Source organism: Curtobacterium citreum (assembly GCF_006715175.1).
In the GTDB taxonomy this organism is placed as follows: Bacteria; Actinomycetota; Actinomycetes; order Actinomycetales; family Microbacteriaceae; genus Curtobacterium; species Curtobacterium citreum.
In genome coordinates this window covers 2,489,337-2,510,920 of sequence record NZ_VFMQ01000001.1, presented here as the reverse complement: position 1 = coordinate 2,510,920, position 21,584 = coordinate 2,489,337, and the positions used below count along the sequence as shown (strand labels likewise).

The 21,584-nt window shown below is 71.0% G+C and carries 22 protein-coding genes and 1 tRNA gene; 17 read left to right on the top strand and 6 right to left on the bottom strand.

Translation table 11 applies throughout. The features are described from left to right. Positions 1 to 140: 140 nt before the first annotated feature. The gene (gene bcp / locus FB462_RS11865; protein ID WP_114849571.1) at positions 141 to 611 is read right to left on the bottom strand and encodes a thioredoxin-dependent thiol peroxidase; all 471 of its coding nucleotides are present in this window, start codon (positions 609 to 611) and stop codon (positions 141 to 143) included. Between the two features lie 113 nt (positions 612 to 724). On the opposite strand from bcp, the gene FB462_RS11860 reads away from it, so the two are divergent. Further along, positions 725 to 800: transfer RNA gene (locus FB462_RS11860), tRNA-Lys, on the top strand. Positions 801 to 977: 177 nt separating this feature from the next. Here the strand turns inward: FB462_RS11860 and FB462_RS11855 are convergent. Beyond that, positions 978 to 1,640: an IMPACT family protein gene (locus FB462_RS11855; RefSeq protein WP_141862067.1), complete on the bottom strand. Its 663-nt coding sequence runs from the start codon at positions 1,638 to 1,640 to the stop codon at positions 978 to 980. A gap of 71 nt (positions 1,641 to 1,711) precedes the next feature. Here FB462_RS11855 and FB462_RS17405 point away from each other — a divergent pair, with 71 nt between their 5' ends. The 4 genes from FB462_RS17405 to FB462_RS11840 all read left to right on the top strand — a co-directional run bounded on the left by FB462_RS17405 (position 1,712) and on the right by FB462_RS11840 (position 3,993). Then, complete coding sequence (locus tag FB462_RS17405) at positions 1,712 to 2,152, top strand: hypothetical protein (RefSeq protein ID WP_058742987.1); 441 nt, start codon at positions 1,712 to 1,714, stop codon at positions 2,150 to 2,152. Beyond that, the gene (locus tag FB462_RS17400) at positions 2,149 to 2,634 is read left to right on the top strand and encodes an ImmA/IrrE family metallo-endopeptidase (RefSeq protein WP_058742986.1); all 486 of its coding nucleotides are present in this window, start codon (positions 2,149 to 2,151) and stop codon (positions 2,632 to 2,634) included. The genes FB462_RS17405 and FB462_RS17400 overlap by 4 nt, the downstream gene beginning before the upstream one ends. After that, positions 2,631 to 3,569, top strand: a complete 939-nt coding sequence (locus tag FB462_RS11845; protein ID WP_141862065.1) for a hypothetical protein — start codon at positions 2,631 to 2,633, stop codon at positions 3,567 to 3,569. The genes FB462_RS17400 and FB462_RS11845 overlap by 4 nt, the downstream gene beginning before the upstream one ends. 208 nt (positions 3,570 to 3,777) lie before the next feature. After that, positions 3,778 to 3,993, top strand: coding sequence for an SCO4848 family membrane protein (locus tag FB462_RS11840; RefSeq protein ID WP_114849568.1), 216 nt, complete (start codon positions 3,778 to 3,780; stop codon positions 3,991 to 3,993). Positions 3,994 to 4,051: 58 nt separating this feature from the next. On the opposite strand, the gene FB462_RS11835 is transcribed toward FB462_RS11840, so the two are convergent. Further along, on the bottom strand, positions 4,052 to 4,363 hold the full coding sequence (locus tag FB462_RS11835; protein ID WP_114849567.1) for a hypothetical protein: 312 nt from the start codon (positions 4,361 to 4,363) through the stop codon (positions 4,052 to 4,054). Between the two features lie 101 nt (positions 4,364 to 4,464). Next, complete coding sequence (locus tag FB462_RS11830; RefSeq protein ID WP_114849566.1) at positions 4,465 to 6,009, bottom strand: amino acid permease; 1,545 nt, start codon at positions 6,007 to 6,009, stop codon at positions 4,465 to 4,467. A 115-nt stretch (positions 6,010 to 6,124) separates the two neighbouring features. Between FB462_RS11830 and FB462_RS11825 the strand changes: the two genes are divergently transcribed. After that, a complete protein-coding gene (locus FB462_RS11825; protein WP_141862063.1) occupies positions 6,125 to 7,303 on the top strand; it encodes a mechanosensitive ion channel family protein in 1,179 nt (392 codons plus the stop codon). Positions 7,304 to 7,445: 142 nt separating this feature from the next. On the opposite strand, the gene FB462_RS11820 is transcribed toward FB462_RS11825, so the two are convergent. After that, positions 7,446 to 7,637: a hypothetical protein gene (locus FB462_RS11820; RefSeq protein ID WP_058728987.1), complete on the bottom strand. Its 192-nt coding sequence runs from the start codon at positions 7,635 to 7,637 to the stop codon at positions 7,446 to 7,448. 93 nt (positions 7,638 to 7,730) lie between these two features. On the opposite strand from FB462_RS11820, the gene FB462_RS11815 reads away from it, so the two are divergent. Continuing rightward, positions 7,731 to 8,882, top strand: a complete 1,152-nt coding sequence (locus FB462_RS11815) for an SLC13 family permease (protein ID WP_141862061.1) — start codon at positions 7,731 to 7,733, stop codon at positions 8,880 to 8,882. A 6-nt stretch (positions 8,883 to 8,888) separates the two neighbouring features. On the opposite strand, the gene FB462_RS11810 is transcribed toward FB462_RS11815, so the two are convergent. Next, positions 8,889 to 9,863 (bottom strand): magnesium transporter CorA family protein, encoded by a 975-nt coding sequence (locus tag FB462_RS11810; protein ID WP_114851532.1) that lies wholly within the window; start codon positions 9,861 to 9,863, stop codon positions 8,889 to 8,891. Between the two features lie 119 nt (positions 9,864 to 9,982). On the opposite strand from FB462_RS11810, the gene otsA reads away from it, so the two are divergent. From otsA to serA, 10 genes are all read left to right on the top strand, one after another. Further along, on the top strand, positions 9,983 to 11,578 hold the full coding sequence (otsA, locus tag FB462_RS11805; protein WP_114851531.1) for an alpha,alpha-trehalose-phosphate synthase (UDP-forming): 1,596 nt from the start codon (positions 9,983 to 9,985) through the stop codon (positions 11,576 to 11,578). Further along, positions 11,571 to 12,353: a trehalose-phosphatase gene (gene otsB, locus FB462_RS11800; RefSeq protein WP_229666626.1), complete on the top strand. Its 783-nt coding sequence runs from the start codon at positions 11,571 to 11,573 to the stop codon at positions 12,351 to 12,353. The genes otsA and otsB overlap by 8 nt, the downstream gene beginning before the upstream one ends. A gap of 72 nt (positions 12,354 to 12,425) precedes the next feature. Beyond that, positions 12,426 to 14,120, top strand: coding sequence for a dihydroxy-acid dehydratase (ilvD, locus tag FB462_RS11795; RefSeq protein WP_058742977.1), 1,695 nt, complete (start codon positions 12,426 to 12,428; stop codon positions 14,118 to 14,120). 46 nt (positions 14,121 to 14,166) lie between these two features. Then, complete coding sequence (locus FB462_RS11790) at positions 14,167 to 15,987, top strand: acetolactate synthase large subunit (protein ID WP_141862057.1); 1,821 nt, start codon at positions 14,167 to 14,169, stop codon at positions 15,985 to 15,987. Further along, on the top strand, positions 15,984 to 16,484 hold the full coding sequence (gene ilvN, locus FB462_RS11785) for an acetolactate synthase small subunit (RefSeq protein WP_022904394.1): 501 nt from the start codon (positions 15,984 to 15,986) through the stop codon (positions 16,482 to 16,484). Before FB462_RS11790 ends, ilvN begins: the two co-directional genes overlap by 4 nt. 52 nt (positions 16,485 to 16,536) lie before the next feature. Further along, positions 16,537 to 17,562 carry a ketol-acid reductoisomerase gene (ilvC, locus tag FB462_RS11780; protein WP_058742975.1) on the top strand — a complete coding sequence of 342 codons (1,026 nt, stop codon included), beginning with the start codon at positions 16,537 to 16,539 and terminating at the stop codon, positions 17,560 to 17,562. Positions 17,563 to 17,769: 207 nt separating this feature from the next. Beyond that, entirely contained in the window at positions 17,770 to 18,960 is a 1,191-nt protein-coding gene (locus tag FB462_RS11775) for a mannitol-1-phosphate 5-dehydrogenase (RefSeq protein WP_058742974.1), read from the top strand. Positions 18,961 to 19,009: 49 nt separating this feature from the next. After that, on the top strand, positions 19,010 to 19,453 hold the full coding sequence (locus FB462_RS11770) for a hypothetical protein (protein WP_058742973.1): 444 nt from the start codon (positions 19,010 to 19,012) through the stop codon (positions 19,451 to 19,453). Further along, entirely contained in the window at positions 19,450 to 19,830 is a 381-nt protein-coding gene (locus FB462_RS11765; protein WP_058742972.1) for a hypothetical protein, read from the top strand. The genes FB462_RS11770 and FB462_RS11765 overlap by 4 nt, the downstream gene beginning before the upstream one ends. Before the next feature lie 156 nt (positions 19,831 to 19,986). After that, positions 19,987 to 21,576, top strand: a complete 1,590-nt coding sequence (serA, locus tag FB462_RS11760) for a phosphoglycerate dehydrogenase (RefSeq protein WP_058742971.1) — start codon at positions 19,987 to 19,989, stop codon at positions 21,574 to 21,576. Positions 21,577 to 21,584 lie beyond the last annotated feature (8 nt).

Here is a 21,584-nt window from a genome sequence, read left to right as displayed (position 1 = left end):
GTCTCGGGACGTGAGCGCGAACGGACGGGAGCGCGCCCCGCTCAGCGGTGACGCGCCAGCGTCACGCGGGGCGCGCCGACCGAGCCTGCGAGGGAGGTGTGCCAGCTGGCACCGCGCCTCCCGTCCGTCCGTGGCTGGGTTCAGACCAGGCCGAGCTTCTTCCGGAGGCTGGCCACGTGACCGGTCGCCTTCACGTTGTAGAGGGGCAGCTGCACGCGGCCGTCCTCGTCGACGACGATCGTCGAGCGGATCGTGCCGGTGACGATCTTGCCGTAGTTGTTCTTCTCGCCCCAGGCGCCGTAGGCGCGGTGCACGGCGAGGTCGGGGTCGCTCAGCAGCGGGAAGGTCAGGGCCTGCTCGTGCTGGAACTCCTTGAGCTTCGCCTGCTCGTCCTTCGAGACGCCGAGGACCTCGTAGCCGGCCGCCTGGAGCGACGTCATGTTGTCGCGGAAGTCGCACGCCTCGGTGGTGCACCCGGGGGTCGAGGCCGCCGGGTAGAAGTACACGATGACCTTCCGACCGCGCAGGTCGGCGAGCGCGTGCTCCGTGCCGTCCTGGTCCGGGAGGGTGAAGTCGGGGGCGGTGTCGCCGACCGCGAGACGGTCCGTCATGGTGCTCCTGTTCGTGTCCGGTGCCCGAGTGGTCGTGAGCACCCAGAACCCATGCTATTGTTGTTTCCCGTTGCAGCACGCAAGTGCGAGAGCAGCAGACAACTCAACACCATGCGCCTCTAGCTCAATTGGCAGAGCAACTGACTCTTAATCAGTGGGTTCTCGGTTCAAGTCCGAGGGGGCGCACCACACAGCAGGCCCGGTCGGATCATCCCGACCGGGCCTGTTTCGTTGTCCGGCGATGTTCTCGGGGGCGAGCGACGCGACACGCGCGGGGTGTGGATCTCGACGAGATCCAGCGGGACGGATCTGTGGCCGTCCGCAGTTCGTCCGCGCCGGGCGCGATCGGTCGGCCGTCGGGTGCTGTCAGGCCCCGGAGGTCGTGTCGGGCAGGTCGACCACGCGGGTCGGACCCGACTCGGGGACGAGCGTCCCGGCCGAGGCGGCAGCGAGGTCGGCGCGCAGGGCGTCGAGGGCGTCCTCCGGCACCCAGAGCGAGAACGTGGCCGTGGCGCCGTACTCGGGGGTGTCGAACGTGGCGTCGTGGTGTCCGGCCCAGTCGCGCAGCAGGTTGTCGATCCGGCCGGCCTCGGCGTGCGGCACGGCCACGGTGGCCCGGGTGCGCTCGGCTCGTCGGACCAGTGCTGCCTGGTCGAGCGCCTCGGAGACGGCCGACGAGTACGCCCGGACGAGCCCACCGGCGCCGAGCTTGACGCCGCCGAAGTACCGCGTCACGACGACGACCAGGTCGGTCAGGTCGCGGCGCCGGAGGACCTCGAGCATCGGGACGCCGGCGGTGCCGGACGGTTCGCCGTCGTCGGAGGACCGCGCCTGGTCCCCGAGGACGCCCGTGACCATCGCCGTGCAGTGGTGCCGCGCGTCCCAGTACCGGCGTCGGACCTCGGCGACCACCCGCTCGGCGTCGGGGACGTCCACCACCGGCTCGACCGTCGCGATGAACCGGGAGCGGTTGACCGTCCGTTCGTGCTCGACGGTGCCAGCGACGGTCGAGGGCAGGACGCGGGACATCCCGACAGGCTACGGCGGGACCGCGCTACCATGGCGTGCACCGCTGGCGACTGGGGAGGAGTCCGATCGACATGACGACCACCGATCCCAAGGGTGGCGCGCTCGACGCGGCCGAGCTCGCGCGCCGGCTCAACCTGCTGCTCGACTTCGAGGAGTCGCAGCGTGGCGCCCCGGTGCCGTTCTCCGCGGTCGAGGACTACGTCGCGGCGCAGGGCGGTTCGCTCTCCCGCGCGAAGTGGACGTACATGATCTCCGGGGACGGCCGGCGCAACCGCGACACGGACCTGCTCCGCGTGCTCGCCGGCTTCTTCGAGGTGGACGAGCGCTTCCTGCTCGAGGACAGTGCGGTCCCGGAGCGGATCGGTGCCCAGATCGAGCTCGTGCGGGCACTCCGCTCGGCTCGGGTCAGTGGCTTCGCGGCGCGGACGTTCCCCGGGGAGCTCTCGCCCGACGCCCTGCGGCGCATCGCCCGGGTGCTCGAGGAGGAGTCGGCGCGGGGGAGCGTCGCATGACCGGGCCAACCGGCCACGGCGAGGCGTCCGCCTCGGTACAGGCGTTCTGGACGAGGGGGGAGCGCGAGGGCTGGTCGGACATCGACCAGGCCGTCGCCGCAGCCGCGGACCACGTCGGCAAGCCGATCGTCGTGCGCGAGGAGTCGTTCCTCAGCGAGGAGCCCGTCTGTGGCTTCGTCGCGACGCTCGAGCACCAGCACCTCGTGATGATCTCGCCCACCGCGTCCGAGACCTTCCGGGCGTTCGTCATCGGCCACGAGCTCGGACACGTGCTGCACCGCCACCAGGAGCACGCGCCGCAGTCCGCCTACGTCCGCGACGTCATCCCCGACGTGCCGGAGTACAAGGTCGAACGCGCCCTCGCGCGCGGCATGTTCACGAATGACTACGAGCACCAGGCCGAGCTCTTCGCCGACCAGCTCGCGGGTCTCATCCGACGGCACCGCGGCCGGCCGAGTGCCTTCCGCGGGGTCTTCGGGTGATCCTCGCCGTCGCCCAGGCGCTCGTCCTGGTCGCCGGGAGCGTCATCCTCCTCCGACTGCAGCGCGGACAGGACCGCACCCTCGCGGTGACGTTCCTGCTGTTCGCGGCGACGGTCGTCACGAACGTCGACCCGCTGTACCGCTGGCTCGACCCCCTGCTGGGCGGGCAGAACGTCGTCACGGTGCTGAGCGACTGCCTGATGGTCGCCGGGACGAGCACGCTGCTCTGGGGCGTCGCGAAGGCGGTCGGCGCCGCACGTCCGTGGCTGCGGACCACGATCGTCATCGCATGCGTGGTCGTCGTCGTGGTGGTCGTCGGGGCGTTCGTCGCGCTCGATCGTCCCGCCACGACCACGACGTTCATGCTCGTCGCCGGGGACCAGCCGGCCGCCGCCGTGTACTCGATCGCGCAGACCGCGTACCTCGGCACGGCGTTGGCCGCGACTGCGGTCATCTGCGTGCTCCACCTGCGCGAGGCCCGCACCGCCGCCGACCGCCTCGGCCTGTGGTTCATCGTCCTCGGCGGGGTGCTCGGTGTCGTCCGCATGGTCGTGGTGGTCGTCATGGACCTCGCGCACGTCGCCGGTCGGCTCGACGTCACCCACGCCCTGTCCCTGCCGTACGACGTCACGACCCCCGGCGCGGTGCTGTGCACGGCGTCCGGGATGCTCCTGCTCGTCATCGGCCACCAGGTCGCGCGTCGTCGGACGAGCCGGCGTCTCGACGCCGCCCTGGCCGCGCTGGAGCCGCTGCACGAGCGCATCGGCACGGACAACGCCTACCCCGAGTCCACTGACGCCGCCACCCGGGTGAGCCGCCTGATCGTCGAGATCAACGACGGCGCGCGACGAGCCCGCCGTCCGCTCGACCCCGACGACCGTGCCGTCCTGGCCGCCGCGGAGTCGGCGCTCGACGATGCGGCGGGCACGGCCTGACGTCGTTCTGCATCGGAACGATCACGTTCCCGAGCACGGCTCGACCTCCTGTGGACCAGCCGTGTAGGGTCTGTAGCACGTGCTACACGTCGTGTGGTGCGCCGGGGCGGACTCGGCCGCGTTGGGGGCGGCCGAGCACCCCCGGGTCCCGCGGCACCGGCGGTTCCCGAGCGCAGCGGCCGATGGGTGCGGTGTCTAGACTCGTCGCGTGACCGTCTTCGCCGCCATCGTGCTCTTCGTCGCCGCCGTCTTCAACGTCGTCACGTGGCCCCGGTTCTTCCAGCGCGTGGCGAAGGACGCCCGGGCGCGGGACGCCGCCGGCAAGCCGACGACCTTCTACTCGGTGCACCTCGTGCTGCTGCTCATCGCGTTCGCGATCGCCCTCGCCGCGGTCGTCGCCGGCGTCCTGCTGCTGCTGGCCTGACCCGCGCCGCAGCGTCGGGACCACGTCCGGACGCCGCGCCGCGCCGCAGCGCCGCGCCTCAGGACTCGGACGGCAGCGGGTCGCCCAGCGCCCGACCGAGCACGAGCGCCGCGATCCGCTCGTCGGACGTGTCGAGCAGCACCCGGTAGGTGTCCGACGCGGTGACGAACTCCACGCACACCGCGTCGAAGTCGCACGGTTCGATGCGCCAGCCCCGCACCTCGTCCATCGGGACCTGCGTCAGGGTGTCGCGCTCGAAGCTCGTCTCGGCCCGCACGAGCTCGTCGTACACCCGGATCCGACCGATGGTCCCGCGCCACGTCAGCTGCAGGTCGAACGTCGGGGCGGGGGAGACAGAAGGGTCCGGCACACGCCGATCGTACCGACGCGTGCCGGACCCGTGGAAGGTTCCGGGGCGAACCGCCCGCGCATTCCGGATGACATGGGGACGCGCGGACCGTCCGTGCGGGATCATTCCCCCCTGCTGTCACCGTCCTTGCCGCGACGGACCTGGTTCGCCGGGTCGCGGACGCCGATCGGGTACGGCCCGGTCACGCCCTCGCGGAGCGCTGCGATGCGCAGGATCCGGTCGCGCTGCAGGAACCACCCGACGACGAGCAGCGGGATGATGACGACGAGCGACGCGATCGTGTACGTCCCGACCGGGTAGTCGATCGCCATGAGCACGACGACCGACGCCAGGAACGCCAGGGTCAACCACGACGTCACCGGAGCGCCGGGCAGGCGGAACGTCGGCTCCTTCGCCAGGCCCTGCTTCGCCCACTGCCGCAGACGCATCTGGCATAGGATGATCGTGCCCCACGCCGTGATGATCCCGAGGCTCGCGACGTTCAGCGCGATCTCGAACGCCTGCGCCGGGACGAAGTAGTTGAGCGCGACGCCCGCGACGGTGAAGGCCGCGGTGAGCAGGATGCCGGCGTAGGGCACGCCGCCTTTCGACATCTTCGTGGTCCACTTCGGCGCCGAGCCGTTCATGCCCATCGAGTGCAGGGCTCGGCCGGTGGAGTACAGACCGGCGTTCAGCGACGACAGCGCGGCGGTGAGCACGACGAAGTTCATGATCGAGCCGGCGATGACGCCCACCTGCGGGTTGCCGAGCGACGAGAAGAACGTCACGAACGGGCTCTGCCCGTCCTTGTACGACGTGTACGGCAGCAGCAGGGAGAGCAGGACGACCGACCCGACGTAGAAGACCGCGATGCGGAAGACGACGGAGTTGATGGCGCGGGGGATGACCTTCTCGGTGTCCTGGGTCTCGCCGGACGCGGTGCCGACCAGCTCGATGGCCGCGTAGGCGAACACGACGCCCTGGACCACGAGCACCGCGGGCAGCACGCCGTTCGGGATGAGCCCGCCGTTGTCCTGCCAGATCGAGAAGCCCGTGCGGACCGCCTCGCCACCGGTCTCCACCGGGAACGCGAAGACGAGCCAGACGAGCGCGATGACGAGGAACGCCACGAGCGCCGCGACCTTGATGAGCGCGAACCAGAACTCGAGCTCGCCGAACACCTTGACCGCGACCATGTTGGCGGCGAGCACGACGACCAGGGCGATGAGTGCGAGGAGCCACTGCGGCGCCGCGGTGAACGCGCTCCAGTAGTGGAGGTAGAGCGCGACCGCGGTGGTGTCCACGATCGACGTCATCGCCCAGTTCAGGAAGTACATCCACCCGGCGGCGTACGCGAACTTCTCGCCGTAGAACTCGCGGGCGTACGAGATGAAGGACCCGGAGGACGGGCGGTGCAGCACGAGCTCGCCGAGGGCCCGGAGGATGAAGAAGGCGAAGATGCCCGCGACCAGGTAGGTGACCGCCAGGGCCGGTCCCGCCGTGTTCAGGCGGCCGCCCGCGCCGAGGAAGAGTCCGGTGCCGATGGCCCCGCCGATCGCGATCATCTGCAGTTGCCGGGGCTTCAGACCGTGCTGGTAGCCCTCCTGCTCGTGCGAGAAGTCGTTCGCGGGCGTGCGGGACACACCCGTGTCGTTCTGCGCTGTCATGCGCGCCAACCTACATGCGTGTCCGCGCCGGGGTGGAACGGAATGCCGACCTGAACGACACCACAGGTCAGGCGATGCTGAACACGACCGGTGGGGGACCGGACAGCATGGACCGATGGACACCCTCCTCCGACTCCTGGTCGCGATCGGGATCGCCCTGCTCGTGACGGCCGCCGCCGCGCTCGTCCTGCACCTCGTGCTCCGGACGATCGCCCGACGGGAACGCTGGGCCGCCGTGCTCTCCCGACGCACGAAGCACCCGTTCCGATCGATGCTCCTCGTGGCACTGACCTGGGCGGCCTTCGCGGCGAGCGTGCCGCGGAACGCTGAGGCGTACCCGTGGCGCGACGAGGTCTCCCACGCGTTCCTCATCGTCACGATCGCGGTGGGCTGCTGGCTCGCCTGCGAGATCGCGATCTTCCTCGAGGACCTCGGCCTGCACCGCTACCGCGTCGACGTCCCGGACAACCGCGTCGCCCGGCGGATCCGCACGCAGGTCCTCATCATCCGACGGCTCACGGTCGCGGTCCTCGTGATCATCGCGGTCGGCGCCATCCTCCTGACCTTTCCCGGGGTCGAGGCCGCCGGTGCGAGCGTCCTCGCCTCGGCGGGGCTCATCTCGGTCGTCGCGGGCCTCGCGGCGCAGTCGACCCTGGGCAACGTGTTCGCCGGGATGCAGCTCGCGTTCTCCGGGTCGATCCGCGTGGACGACGTCGTGGTCGTCGAGCAGCAGTGGGGGCGCATCGAGGAGATCACCCTCACCTACGTCGTCGTGCACCTCTGGGACGACCGCCGGTTCGTGCTGCCGTCGACGTACTTCACGAGCACGCCCTTCGAGAACTGGACCCGTACGGGTAGCGAGCTCCTCGGCGCCGTCGAGTTCGACCTCGACTGGCGGATCAGCCCGACCGAGATGCGCACCGAGCTCGACCGGATCCTCGGCACGTCGACGATCTGGGACGGCCGCACCAAGGTACTGCAGGTCACCGAGGCGGTCGGCGGCCTGGTGCGCGTGCGCATCCTCGTCAGTGCCCGGGACGCCGGCGGCCTGTTCGACCTGCGCTGCTACGTGCGCGAGGAGATGGTCGAGTGGGTGCAGCGCGAGCACCCGGACGCGCTCCCGCGGCAGCGCGTGCAGGTCACGCAGGGCCGGGAGGCGGTCGGCAAGGCCCGACCGCGCACCGAGGAGCAGGACGCCTCGCTCTTCCGCGAGGGCGACGAGCGCTCCGCGCTCTTCACCGGACCGATCCAGACGTCCGGCATCCGCCCGGAGGACGTCCCGCCCGCGCGCTGAGGGACGCGACCACACGACGGATGGGCGCGCCCCGCTCAGCGGTGACGCGCCAGCGTCACGCGGGGCGCGCCGACCGAGCCTGCGAGGGAGGGGTGCCAGCCGACACCGTGCCTCCCGTCCGATGGGTGGTCGCGCTGGCGACCTAGCGCTGACGCGCCTTCACCGCGCGGTCGTCCTCGACGACCGTGCCGAGCGCGACGATCGTCGTCGCGAGCCACGCGATCCACGTGAGCGCGAGGCGCCAGTCCCGCGGCCCCTGCCGCGTCGTCTGCACCACGCTGTAGCCGCTGATGATCGAACTCCACACCGCACCGCTGAACATGAACTTCCGCACCGGTTCCTCCTCTGGTCGTCCCCGCCACGCTACCGGCCGCTACATTGGAGCGCCGCCGGTCGCCCTGCCCGGCCCGAGCGTCGAGGAGTCACCGTGCGTCAGGCCGTCATCGGGGGAGTGCTGCTCGTGGTCGGCGCCGTGTGCGTCGTCCTCGGCCTCCTGCCCCTGCCCGACCTCGCAACCCTCGCCGAGCGTGTCGTCCCGGTGCTCGCGTTCGTGCTCGGGCTGACCGTCGTGTCCGAGCTCGCGGCCGACGCGGGCGTCTTCGACCGGCTCGCCGACCTCGCCGCGCGCGTCGGCGGTGGCCGCACGATCGGCCTGTGGGTGTCCGTGGTCGTGCTCGCGGTCGTCTGCACCGTGTTCCTGTCGATCGACACCACCGCGGTGCTCCTGACGCCCATCGTGATCGCGCTCGCCCGCCGGGTCGGCCTGCCCCCGATGCCGTTCGCCCTGACGACCGTCTGGCTCGCGAACACCGCGTCGATGCTGCTGCCGGTGTCCAACCTGACGAACCTGCTCGCGGTCGACAAGATCGGGCTCGACGGACCGATCCCGTTCGCCGGGCTCATGGTGTGGGCGGCGCTCGCCGGGGTCGTCGTGCCGTGCGCCGTGCTCCTCGTCGTGTTCCGCGGCAAGCTCTTCGGCCGGTACACCCCGGTCGAGGTCCGGCGCCCGCGGGACCCGGTGTTCTTCTGGGCCGCGTCCGTCGTGCTCGTCGCCCTCGTCGTCGCGCTCACCGCCGGCGTCACGGTGTGGATCGCGGCGCTCGCGGCGGCGGTGCTGCTCGTCGTCGTCGCGGCCTTCCGTGCGCCGTCCGAGCTCCGGCCGTCCCGTGTGCCGTGGTCGACGCTGCTGTTCGCGGCGGGGCTGTTCGTCGTCGTGGAGACGCTGCACACCACGGGCCTGACCGACCCGGTCGTGCACGCGCTGTCCGGCGGCACCGGGACGGGCTCGCTCCTGCTGCTCGGCGGCGCCGGTGCGGTCGCGGCGAACGCCATCGACAACCTGCCGGCGTACCTGGTGCTCGAGCCGGCAGCGGGGCACGAGGCCCTGCGCTACGCGGCGCTGCTCGTCGGCGTGAACGCCGGCTGCCTCATCACGCCGTGGGCGTCGCTCGCGACGCTGCTCTGGCACGCGCGGCTCGCGTCCGAGGGCGTGCACCTGTCGTGGGGGCGCTACATGGCGCTCGGCTGCGTGGTCGCACCGCTCACCGTCGTCGCCGGGGTGCTCGCGCTGCAGATCTGACCCGGGCTACAGCCAGTCCTTCGTCTTGAACACCCGGTAGAGCACGAGCGACGTCGCCAGGATCAGCGAGACGGACGCGGCGAGCCCGCTCCAGTGCCCCTCGCCCGGGAACGTCACGTTCTGCCCGAAGAAGCCCGTGATCGCCGTCGGGATCGCGATGATCGCCGCCCAGCTCGTCACCTTCTTCATCACGGTGTTCTGCCGGTTCGACGCCAGGTTGAGGTTCGTGTCGAGGACGCTCGACACGGCGTCACGCAGTTGGTCGACGGAGTCCGCGACGGAGACCAGGTGGTCCTCGACGTCCCGGAAGTACGGGCGGATGCCGTCCTGGATCGACTCGGCGTCGCCGTGCAGGAAGGACGCGACGCTGTCCCGGGTCGGGACGACCTGGCGCCGGAGGACGCCGAGCGCCTTCCGGAGCCGGAACGACCGCCGCTGGATCTGCTGCTCGCGGGGGTTGCCGTGCTCGAACAGGTCGTCCTCGAGCGCCTCGATCCGCGCCTCGATGTCCTCGACGGTGACCGTGGCGTGGTCGACGACCGCGTCGAGGAGCCCCCACACGAGCCAGGGCACCCCGTGGTCGCACACGTCGGCGTTGGCGTCGAGCCGTCGTTCGACCGCGGCCATGTCGACGTCCGGTCCGTGCATCGTGACGAGGGCGCGCCGGCTGACGAACGCCTTCACCTCGTGCGTCACGAGCTCGCCGTCGTCGTCGATGCCGTCGACGTCGTAGACCACGAGGAACAGGCTCTGCCGGTACCGGTCGAGCTTCGGGCGCTGCCCCGGCTCGAGGGCGTCCTCGAGCGCGAGCGCGTGGATCCCGAGCTCGTCCTCGACGTGTCGCAGGTCCTCCGGCCCGGGCTCGGTGTGGTCCACCCAGACGAAGGTGTCGTCGTCCCGCTCGAGCAGGTCCGAGACGCGGTCCACCGGGAAGTCCCGCTCCGCCGCACTCCCGTTCCGCCACGCCCGTGTCACGACCATGTGCGAAGCCTAGCCAGCGGCGACCGGGCGTCCGGCCGGGGACCGCCTGACCCCGCGCTGGTACCGTCGGCTCCGCACCCCGGCGCACCTTCCGGGCGGAACGGAGAGACCAGCACCTCATGGCAGCACCCACCGACACCGACCCAGACCGCTACGCGTTCGTCGTCGCCTCGAACCGCCTGCCCGTCGACCGTGTCGTCGACGAGGACGGCAACGAGGGCTGGCGGCACTCCCCGGGCGGCCTCGTGACCGCCCTCGAGCCGGTGATGCGGGCGAACGACGGTGCGTGGGTCGGCTGGGTCGGGCAGCCGGACGTCGAGGTGGCGCCGTTCGACAACGAGGGCATCCACATCGTCCCGGTGCCGCTGAGCGCCGACGACGTCGAGGAGTACTACGAGGGCTTCAGCAACGACACCCTCTGGCCGCTCTACCACGACGTGATCGAGCACCCGAGCTACCACCGCGACTGGTGGAACGCGTACAAGCGGGTCAACGAGCGCTTCGCCGACCAGATCGTCGAGATCGTCGAGCAGGACGGCGTCGTCTGGGTGCAGGACTACCAGCTGCAGCTCCTGCCGGCCCTGCTCCGGGAGCGCCGTCCGGACCTGACGATCGGCTTCTTCAACCACATCCCGTTCCCGCCGGTCGGCATCTACGCGCAGCTGCCGTGGCGCGCGCAGATCCTCGACGGGCTGCTCGGCGCCGACGTCATCGGGTTCCAGCGGCACGACGACGCGAGCGACTTCCTCCGCGCGGTCCGCCACATCAAGGGCTACACGACCAAGGGCTCGACCATCGACGTCCCGGTCGACGACCCGGCGGCACCGCGGAGCCGCAAGGGCATCACCGTGCGCCACGTCGAGGCCCGGCACTTCCCGATCTCGATCGACGCCGAGAGCTTCGAGGCGATCGCGCACCGACCCGAGGTCCAGGAGCGAGCGAAGGAGATCCGCGCGAGCCTCGGCAACCCGAAGACGGTCCTGCTCGGTGTCGACCGGCTCGACTACACCAAGGGGATCCGGCACCGCATCAAGGCGTTCGGCGAGCTGATCGAGGACGGCCGGGTCGCGGTCGAGGACGCGACGCTCGTCCAGGTCGCCAGCCCGAGCCGCGAGCGTGTGGACACGTACGCGGCGCTCCGCGACGAGATCGAGCTGACCGTCGGACGGATCAACGGCGACCTCGGCGTGATCGGGCACCAACCCATCTCGTACCTGCACCACGGCTACCCGCGCGAGGAGATGGTCGCGCTGTACCTCGCCGCGGACATCATGCTCGTGACCGCACTCCGCGACGGCATGAACCTCGTCGCGAAGGAGTACGTCGCGACCCGCTCGGACAACGACGGCGTCCTCATCCTGTCCGAGTTCGCCGGGGCCGCCGACGAGCTGAAGCAGGCGGTCATCGTCAACCCGCACGACATCGGCGCCCTGAAGGACGCGATCCAGCGCGCGATCGAGATGCCCCGCCGCGAGCGGTCGACGCGCATGCGCGCGCTCCGGAAGCGCGTCCGCGAGAACGACGTGGCCCGCTGGTCGCGCTCCTTCCTCGAGGCGCTCGACCGGCACGCGCCGAGCCGCGCCAAGCTCGACCCCTCGGCCGCCGACCCGGGTGACCAGCACGTCGAGCAGCTCCAGGACACGACGTCGATCTTCGACCAGGACGCGCAGACCGCGCGCGCCGCCGAGGACACCCGGGAGGCACGTGGTGCCTGAGCCGTCGACCGACCCGACCGCCCTGTCGTCGGCCCTCGAGACGCTCGCGGCTGCGCCGCGACTGCTCGTCGCCCTCGACTTCGACGGCACGCTCGCACCGTTCGCCGACGACCCCGCGCAGGTCGGTGCGCTCCCGGGCTCGTGGGCGGCGGTGCTGACCCTGCAGCGCGCCCGCGACACCGAGGTCGTGCTCGTCTCCGGACGGCCGCTCGAGGGACTCGCCCGGGTGTCGCACGCGCCGGAGGACATGGCGCTCGTCGGGTCGCACGGCGTCGAGTGGCGGGTCGACGGGCACGCCGAGGCCGCCCTGACCGAGGACGAGCACGCCCGCGTGGCCCGTGTCGGCGCGGCGCTCGACGAGGTGGGCGCACGGTTCCCGGACGTCGTCGTCGAGCACAAGCCCGCCGGGCACGGGGTGCACACGCGCCGGGCGAGCGCCGAGGTGGCCGCGGCGGCGAACGCCGCTGCGCACGAGGCCGCGCACCGCGCCGACCCGGAGGTCCTCGAGCGCGGCGGCAAGGACATCCTCGAGTTCGCCGTCCGGCACGTGACCAAGGGCGACGCCGTCGACCGGCTCCGCGAGCTGCGGGGCGCGGACGCCGTGTTCTTCGCCGGCGACGACGTCACCGACGAGGACGCCTTCCGGGTCCTCCGGGACGGCGACGTGGGCGTGAAGGTGGGGGAGGGCGACACGCTCGCCGGCCACCGCGTGGCGGACCCGGCCGCGCTCACCGACGTCCTGAAGCAGTTGGGGCGTCTGCGCGCGACGCGCTGACGACCCGGCCACGTGCCTCCCGTCCGACGGGTCGTGTCCCGCTGGTATCCCAAACGGTCCTAGACTCGCACCATGCCTGACATCGACGTGAAGCCGCGTAGCCGGGTCGTCACCGACGGGATCGAAGCGACCACCTCGCGTGGCATGCTCCGGGCCGTCGGCATGGGCGACGCAGACTGGGACAAGCCGCAGATCGGGATCGCGTCCTCCTGGAACGAGATCACCCCCTGCAACCTCTCCCTCGACCGCCTCGCGCAGGGCGCGAAGGAGGGCGTGCACTCCGGCGGCGGGTACCCGCTGCAGTTCGGCACCATCTCCGTCTCCGACGGGATCTCGATGGGCCACGAGGGCATGCACTTCTCGCTCGTCTCGCGCGAGGTCATCGCCGACAGCGTCGAGACCGTCGTGAACGCGGAGCGCCTCGACGGCACCGTGCTCCTCGCCGGCTGCGACAAGTCGCTGCCCGGCATGCTCATGGCCGCCGCGCGCCTCGACCTCGCGAGCGTCTTCCTCTACGCGGGCTCGGTCATGCCGGGCTACGTGAAGCAGGCCGACGGCTCCTTCAAGGAGGTCACGATCATCGACTCCTTCGAGGGCGTCGGTGCGTGCAAGGCCGGCACCATGACCGAGGCCGAGCTCAAGGAGATCGAGTGCGCGATCGTCCCGGGCGAGGGCGCCTGCGGCGGGATGTACACGGCGAACACCATGGCGAGCGTGGCCGAGGCCCTCGGCATGTCGCTGCCGGGGTCCGCTGCCCCGCCGAGCGCAGACCGCCGCCGTGACTACTACGCGCGCCGCTCAGGCGAGGCCGTCGTCAACATGCTCCGCCTCGGCCTGACGGCCCGGCAGATCCTGACGCGCGAGGCGTTCGAGAACGCCATCGCCGTCGCCATGGCCCTGGGAGGCTCGACCAACGTCGTCCTGCACCTGCTCGCGATCGCGCACGAGGCCGAGGTCGAGCTGACCCTCGACGACTTCAACCGCATCGGCTCGAAGGTGCCGCACCTGGCCGACATGAAGCCCTTCGGCAAGTACGTCATGGTCGACGTCGACCGCAACGGCGGCATCCCGGTGATCATGAAGGCGCTGCTCGAGGCCGGTCTGCTGCACGGCGACGTGATGACCGTCACCGGCAAGACCCTCGCCGAGAACCTGGCCGAGATCGACCCGCCGGAGCTCGACGGCGAGGTGTTCCGGAAGCTCGACAACCCGATCCACGAGACCGGTGGCCTGACCATCCTCAAGGGCTCCTTCGCCCCGGACGGCGCCGTCGTGAAGACCGCCGGGTTCGACGCCGCCGTGTTCGAGGGCCCCGCGCGGGTGTTCGACCGCGAGCGTGCCGCGATGGACGCCCTCACCGAGGGACAGATCCAGAAGGGCGACGTGGTGGTCATCCGCTACGAGGGCCCGAAGGGTGGCCCTGGCATGCGCGAGATGCTCGCGATCACCGCCGCCATCAAGGGCGCGGGCCTCGGCAAGGATGTACTACTGTTGACGGACGGACGATTCTCAGGCGGCACAACCGGCCTGTGCATCGGCCACATCGCACCGGAAGCCGTGGACGCAGGTCCAGTGGCATTCGTGCGCGATGGCGACCGCATCCGTGTCGACATCGCGGCTCGCTCGCTCGACCTACTGGTCGACGACGCCGAGCTGGAGGCCCGCCGAGCAGGCTGGGCCCCGCTGCCCCCGCGCTACACCCGCGGAGTCCTCGCGAAGTTCGCGAAGCTCGTCCAGTCCGCCGCCAAGGGCGCGGTCACGGGCTAGCGTCGACACCCGCACCACCGCCATCACTCCAGGCAAGGAACACCTCATGCCCACGGAAGCCACTCCGCTGTCCGCGGCCGCCTGTGCACGCCGGTCGCCGGAGATCCTGACCGGCTCGGGAGCCGTCCTCCGGACGCTCGAGCACCTCGGGATCACCGACGTCTTCGGCCTGCCCGGCGGCGCCATCATCCCGTTCTACGACGAGCTCATGGCGTCCACGACGATCCGGCACATCCTCGTCCGGCACGAGCAGGGCGCCGGCCACGCGGCCGAGGGGTACGCCTCGGCCTCCGGCAAGGTCGGCGTCGCGATCGCCACGTCCGGCCCCGGTGCGACGAACCTCGTCACCGCGATCGCCGACGCCTACATGGACTCGGTGCCGTTCATCGCGATCACCGGGCAGGTGTTCTCGACCCTGATGGGGACGGACGCCTTCCAGGAGGCCGACATCGTCGGGATCACGATGCCGATCACGAAGCACTCGTTCCTCGTGACCGACCCGGCGGACATCCCCGCGACGCTCGCCGCCGCGCACCAGATCGCCACGACCGGTCGTCCGGGCCCGGTGCTCGTCGACATCACGAAGGACGCCCAGCAGAAGTCGGCGCCCTACGTGTGGCCGCCGAAGATCGACCTGCCCGGCTACCGCCCCGTCACGAAGGCGCACGGCAAGCAGATCGTCGCCGCGGCGCAGCTCCTCGCCGAGGCCGAGCGTCCCGTGCTGTACGTCGGCGGCGGCGTGGTCCGCTCCGATGCGACCGCCGAGCTGCTGCGCTTCGCCGAGGCCACCGGTGCGCCGGTCGTCACGACGCTCATGGCGCGTGGTGCCTTCCCCGACTCGCACCCGCAGCACCTCGGCATGCCCGGCATGCACGGCACCGTCCCCGCGGTGCTCGGGCTGCAGGACAGCGACCTCATCATCGCCCTCGGTGCACGGTTCGACGACCGCGTGACCGGCAAGGCCGACGAGTTCGCGCCGCACGCCAAGGTCGTGCACGTCGACATCGACCCCGCCGAGATCTCGAAGATCCGGTTCGCCGACGTGCCGATCGTCGGCGACGCCCGCGAGGTCCTCGGCGACCTGCTCGAGGCCTGGGGCGACGTCGCCGCGGACCGTGCCGACACGAGCGCGTGGTGGACCAAGCTCGAGCAGCTCCGGACGGACTTCCCGCTCGGGTACGCCGAGCCGACCGACGGACTCCTCGCCCCGCAGGCGATCATCCGCCGCATCGGCGAGCTCACCGGGCCCGAGGCCGTCTACGCCTCCGGGGTCGGCCAGCACCAGATGTGGTCGGCGCAGTTCATCAAGTACGAGCGGCCGCACGCGTGGCTGAACTCGGGCGGCGCGGGCACGATGGGCTACTCGGTCCCCGCGGCGATGGGCGCGAAGGTCGCCGAGCCGGACCGCGTGGTCTGGGCGATCGACGGCGACGGCTGCTTCCAGATGACGAACCAGGAACTCGCGACCTGCGTCATCAACGACATCCCGATCAAGGTCGCGGTCATCAACAACTCGTCGCTCGGCATGGTGCGGCAGTGGCAGACGCTGTTCTACGACGGTCGGCACTCCTTCACCGACCTCGAGACCGGCCACGAGAGCCGTCGCGTGCCGGACTTCGTGAAGCTCGCCGACGCGTACGGTGCCCTCGGCATCCGCGTCGAGCGCGCCGACCAGGTCGACGACGCGATCAAGCTCGCCCTCGAGACGAACGACCGCCCCGTCGTCATCGACTTCGTGGTGAGCCGTGACTCCATGGTGTGGCCGATGGTCCCGCAGGGGGTCGGCAACTCCTCGATCGAGTACGCCCGCGACCACGCGCCCAGCTGGGACGTCGAGGACGCCGACATGACCGGAGACCCCGCATGAGCCACGTCCTCTCCCTGCTCGTCGAGGACAAGCCGGGTCTGCTGACGCGCGTCGCCGGGCTGTTCGCCCGTCGCGGCTTCAACATCGAGTCGCTCGCGGTGGGCAACACCGAGGTCGAGGGCCTCAGTCGGATCACGGTCGTCGTGGACGTCGAGGACCTGCCGCTCGAGCAGGTCACGAAGCAGCTGAACAAGCTCGTCAACGTGATCAAGATCGTCGAGCTCGACTTCTCGCAGTCGGTGCAGCGCGAGCACATGCTCGTCAAGGTCCGGGTCGACAACCAGACCCGGTCGGCGGTCCTCGAGGCCGTGACCCTCTTCCGTGCGCAGGTCGTCGACGTGGCGACCGACTCGCTCGTGGTCGAGGTGACCGGCGACCCCGGCAAGATCCAGGCCATCCTCCGCGTCCTCGAGCCGTACGGCATCAAGGAACTCGCCCGTGCCGGCCTGCTCGGCATGGGCCGCGGCCCGAAGAGCATCACCGACCGCGTCCGCTGAACACCGCTCCAGCACGCGCACCAGACCACCAGAACCAAGGAGACACACCCTCGTGACTGACATCGTGTACGACGCCGACGCCGACCTGACGCTCATCCAGGGCAAGAAGGTCGCCGTCATCGGCTACGGCTCGCAGGGCCACGCCCACGCCCTCAACCTCCGCGACTCGGGCGTCGAGGTCAAGATCGGCCTCAAGGAGGGCTCGAAGAGCCGTCAGAAGGCGGAAGAGGCGGGCTTCGACGTGCAGACCCCGGCCGAGGTCACGAAGTGGGCCGACGTCGTCGTCATCCTCGCCCCGGACCAGGTCCAGCGCATCGTCTACCGCGAGGACATCGAGCCGAACCTCAAGCCGGGCGCCACGCTCGTCTTCGGCCACGGCTTCAACATCCGCTACGGCTACATCGAGGCCCCCGAGGGCGTCGACGTCTCCCTCGTCGCGCCGAAGGGCCCCGGTCACACCGTGCGCCGCGAGTACGAGGCCGGCCGCGGCGTGCCCGTGATCGTGGCCGTCGAGGTCGACGCGTCCGGATCGGCCTGGGACCTCGCGTGGTCCTACTCGAAGGCGATCGGCGGCCTGCGCGCCGGCGGCATCAAGACGACCTTCACCGAGGAGACCGAGACCGACCTGTTCGGTGAGCAGGCCGTCCTGTGCGGTGGCACCTCGCAGCTCATCCAGTACGGCTTCGAGACCCTGACCGAGGCCGGCTACCAGCCGCAGATCGCGTACTTCGAGGTCCTGCACGAGCTCAAGCTCATCGTCGACCTCATCTGGGAGGGCGGTCTCACGAAGCAGCGCTGGTCGATCTCCGACACGGCCGAGTTCGGCGACTACGTCTCCGGCCCGCGCGTGATCTCGCCCGAGGTCAAGGAGAACATGAAGGCCGTCCTCGCGGACATCCAGGACGGCACCTTCGCGAAGCGCTTCATCGCGGACCAGGACGCCGGCGCACCGGAGTTCACGGCCCTGCGCGAGAAGGGCGAGAACCACCCGATCGAGGCGACCGGCCGCGAGCTCCGCGCCCTGTTCGCGTGGAAGTCGAACGACGCCGACTACGTGGACGGCTCCGCCGCGCGGTAGTCTGCGGACACCACACTCGACGACGAGGCGGCGGTGCGACTGCACCGCCGCCTCGCGATGTGACACGGACCTCATGCACCAGTACCCCACCTGTCCCCGCGCCGCCCGACGGCCGGGTCCCGCCGACCCCGTGACCACCCTCGCGACGGCCCTGCCGTCCACGAGGAGTGGTCACGACCGGTCCTCCCGACATGCGAGGATCGACGGATGGCGGTGACGAAGCGAGCGGTCCACATCGGCGCCGGTAAGATCGGGCGCGGATTCGTGGGCCAGTTCCTGGTCGCGAGCGGCTACGAGCTCACGTTCGTCGACGTCGACGCCCGGGTCGTCTCGGCCCTCAACGAGGCCGGCCGCTTCGTGGTGCACGAGGTCGGCGAGATGCCCGTCGAGCACCTCGTGTACGGCTTCCACGCGCTGAGCAGCAAGACCGACCGCGACCGCGTCGTGCAGGCGATCGCGGAGGCCGACGTCGTGACCACGGCCGTCGGGGCCCGCACGCTCCCGCTCGTCGCCCCGGTCATCGCCGAGGGCCTGGCCGCCCGGCCGCTCGACCGCGGTGACGTCACGATCGTCGCCTGCGAGAACGCGTTCAACGCGACCGACTCCCTGCACGCCAGCATCCGTCGTGCGCCGATCCTCGAGGACCGCGACATCGCCGCCGTCTTCGCCAACTGCGCGATCGACCGGATCGTCCCCGACCAGTCCGGCGTGCTCGGCCAGTCCGGCGGGCTCGACGTCGTGCTCGAGCCGTTCTACGAGTGGGTCATCGAGCGGACGCCGTTCGCCGACTCGGATTCCGAGCCGCCGCAGATCGACGGCGTGACGTGGGTCGACGACCTGCAGCCGTTCGTCGAGCGCAAGCTCTACACGGTGAACACCGCGCACGCGACGGCCGCCTACCACGGCTACGTCCGGGGGATCCGGCTCATCCGCGAGGCCCTCGAGGACCGCGACGTCCGCGCCGAGGTGGACGGCGTCCTCGCCGAGACCACCGCGCTGCTCGTGGCGAAGCACGGGTTCGACCCGGCCGAGCACGCCCGCTACGTCGCCGCGAACCTGACCCGCATCGCGAACCCGCTGCTCCCGGACACCACCGTCCGGGTCGGGCGGAACCCGCTCCGGAAGCTCGGCCGTCGCGAGCGCTTCGTCGGCCCCGCGTCGCAGCTCGCCGAGCGTGGCCTGCCGGTCGACCACCTGCTCGGTGCCGTCCGCGCCGCGCTCGCGTTCGACGACGAGAACGACCCCGAGTCGATCGAGCTGCACGCGCTCCTGCGCTCCGGCGCGACCGCGCACGCGCTCACCGAGATCCTCACGGGCCTGATGGAGAGCCACCCGCTCTTCCCGGCCGTGCGCGAGGTCGTCGCCGAGGTCCTCGCGACCCAGCCCGCCGACGTCTGACGACGCCGCGGTGCGGCCGCGGTCGTCGACGGCTCGTAGAATCGTCCCCATGACCACGGCAGCTTCCCCGCCCGACGGCTCGGTCGACCGCGACGACGACGAAGCCCTCAGCTGGGGCGACGCCGACGACGCGACCCACGTCGACGCGGCCCACAACCCGGTCGCGGTCAAGGACCGTGGCGGCCGCGACCCCGAGACGCCCGAGACCTCCGGCGCCCTGATCGGTTTCGGCGTGTTCGGCGGGCTCTACCTGCTCTACACGGTCGCGTGGCTCCTCACGGCGTCGACGTCGTACGTGGCGAACGTCGACACCCTGCTGACGGTGTTCGTCGAGGTCCTCCGGTTCCTGTCCATCGTCGCGCCGGCGCTCTGGTTCACGGTCGTCCTCTGGGCGGCCCGTGGCCGTCGCACCCGCACGCGGCTCCTCTGGATGCTGCTCGGCGCCGCCGTCCTGTTCCCGTGGCCGTTCCTCATGACCAGGAGCTTCGGGTGACCGCGGCCACGCCGGCGACGCGCCGGCAGTCATCGCCCCTCGTCGGTCGGATCGTCGTCTGGGCCGTCTTCGGCGTCCTCTTCGCCTACATGACCGTCCAGAGCGTCGGGAACCTGGTGACCGTCTCGCAGTCGGTCCGCGCCTTCAACACGTTCCTCGAGTCCGCGTCCGGCGGCGGTTCGCTGCAGCGCAGCACCCCGTGGGTGTGGTTGGTCCTCGACATCGCGATCGCGCCGGTCGCGTTCGCGGTCGCCCTCTGGGTGACGCGCCGCACGCGTCTCGCCGTGACGGTCGGCGTCTTCGTGGTCGCCTTCGCTGCCGCGGGTGCGCTCTGGCTGGACCTCCAGCTCTTCGTGCCCCGGCTCCTCGACTTCTGACGCGACCACCCCACTGACAGGAGGCTCGTGGCACGCCCGCCACGATCCTCCCGTCCGCCGTGTGGTCCCGGACCGGACCACCGGGACGGTCGTAACCGCCTGCTCGCGTCGATACGATGGTGGGATACCGCCCGTCTCGTGTGAGGAACTGCAGCTGTGCCGAAGCCGGTCGTCCTGATCGCCGAAGAACTCTCGCCCGCCACCGTCGACGCCCTCGGGCCCGACTTCGAGATCCGGAACGTGGACGGTACCGACCGACCCGCCCTCCTGGCCTCCCTGGCCGACGCGCACGCCGTGCTCGTCCGCTCCGCCACGAAGATCGACGCCGAGGCGATCGCCGCCGCGCCGCAGCTCAAGGTCGTCGCCCGCGCCGGCGTCGGCCTCGACAACGTCGACATCAAGGCGGCCACGACCGCCGGTGTGATGGTCGTCAACGCGCCGACCTCGAACATCATCTCGGCGGCCGAGCTGACCGTCGGGCACATCCTGTCGCTGGCCCGGCACATCCCGGCGGCGCACGCGTCGCTCGCCGCGGGGGCCTGGAAGCGCTCGTCGTACACGGGCGTCGAGCTGTACGAGAAGACCGTCGGCATCATCGGCCTCGGCCGGATCGGCGCGCTCATCACCCAGCGCCTGCAGGCGTTCGGCGTCTCGGTCATCGCGTACGACCCCTACGTCACGTCGGCCCGGGCGCAGCAGCTGGGCGTCGAACTCGTGTCGCTCGAGGACCTCCTGCGCCGCGCGGACTTCACCACGATCCACATGCCGAAGACCCCGGAGACGGTCGGCATGATCTCCGACGAGCAGTTCGCGCTCATGAAGCCGAGCGCCTTCGTCGTGAACGTCGCACGCGGCGGGCTCATCGACGAGGACGCCCTGCACCGCGCCCTCACCGCGGGCACGATCGCCGGCGCCGGCCTGGACGTCTTCGTCTCCGAGCCGCCGAAGGACTCGCCGCTCCTCGCGCTGCCGAACGTCGTCGTCACGCCCCACCTCGGCGCCTCGACCGACGAAGCGCAGGAGAAGGCGGGGGTCTCGGTCGCCAAGTCCGTGCGCCTGGCGCTCGGCGGCGAGCTCGTCCCCGACGCCGTGAACGTCGCCGGTGGTGTCATCGACCCGTACGTCCGCCCGGGCATCCCGCTGATGGAGAAGCTCGGCCAGGTCTTCACCGGCCTCGCGACCTCGCCGGTCACGAGCATCGACGTCGAGGTCCACGGCGAGCTCGCGCAGTACGACGTCAGCGTCCTCAAGCTCGCGGCGCTCAAGGGCGTGTTCACGGACGTCGTCAGCGACCAGGTGTCCTACGTCAACGCACCGCTCATCGCGGAGCAGCGCGGGGTCACCGTGCGGCTCATCACCGACGCGGACAGCCCGGAGTACCGCAACGTGCTCACGATCCGCGGCGCCCAGTCCGACGGCCCGGCGATCAGCGTCTCCGGCACCCTGACCGGCCCGAAGCAGGTCGAGAAGCTCGTCGAGATCAACGGCCACGACGTCGAGGTCGCCCTCGAGTCGCACCACGTCGTGATGGTCTACACCGACCGCCCGGGCATCGTCGCGGTCTACGGCAAGGAGTTCGGCGAGGCGGGCATCAACATCGCCGCGATGCAGATCTCCCGCCGCGAAGCCGGTGGCCAGGCGCTCAGCGTCCTGACCGTCGACTCGCCGGTGCCCGCCGAGATCCTCGAGCACGTCCGGTCCACCATCGACGCGACCTCGCTCCGCGAGATCGACATCACGCTGTAGGGGAGTGG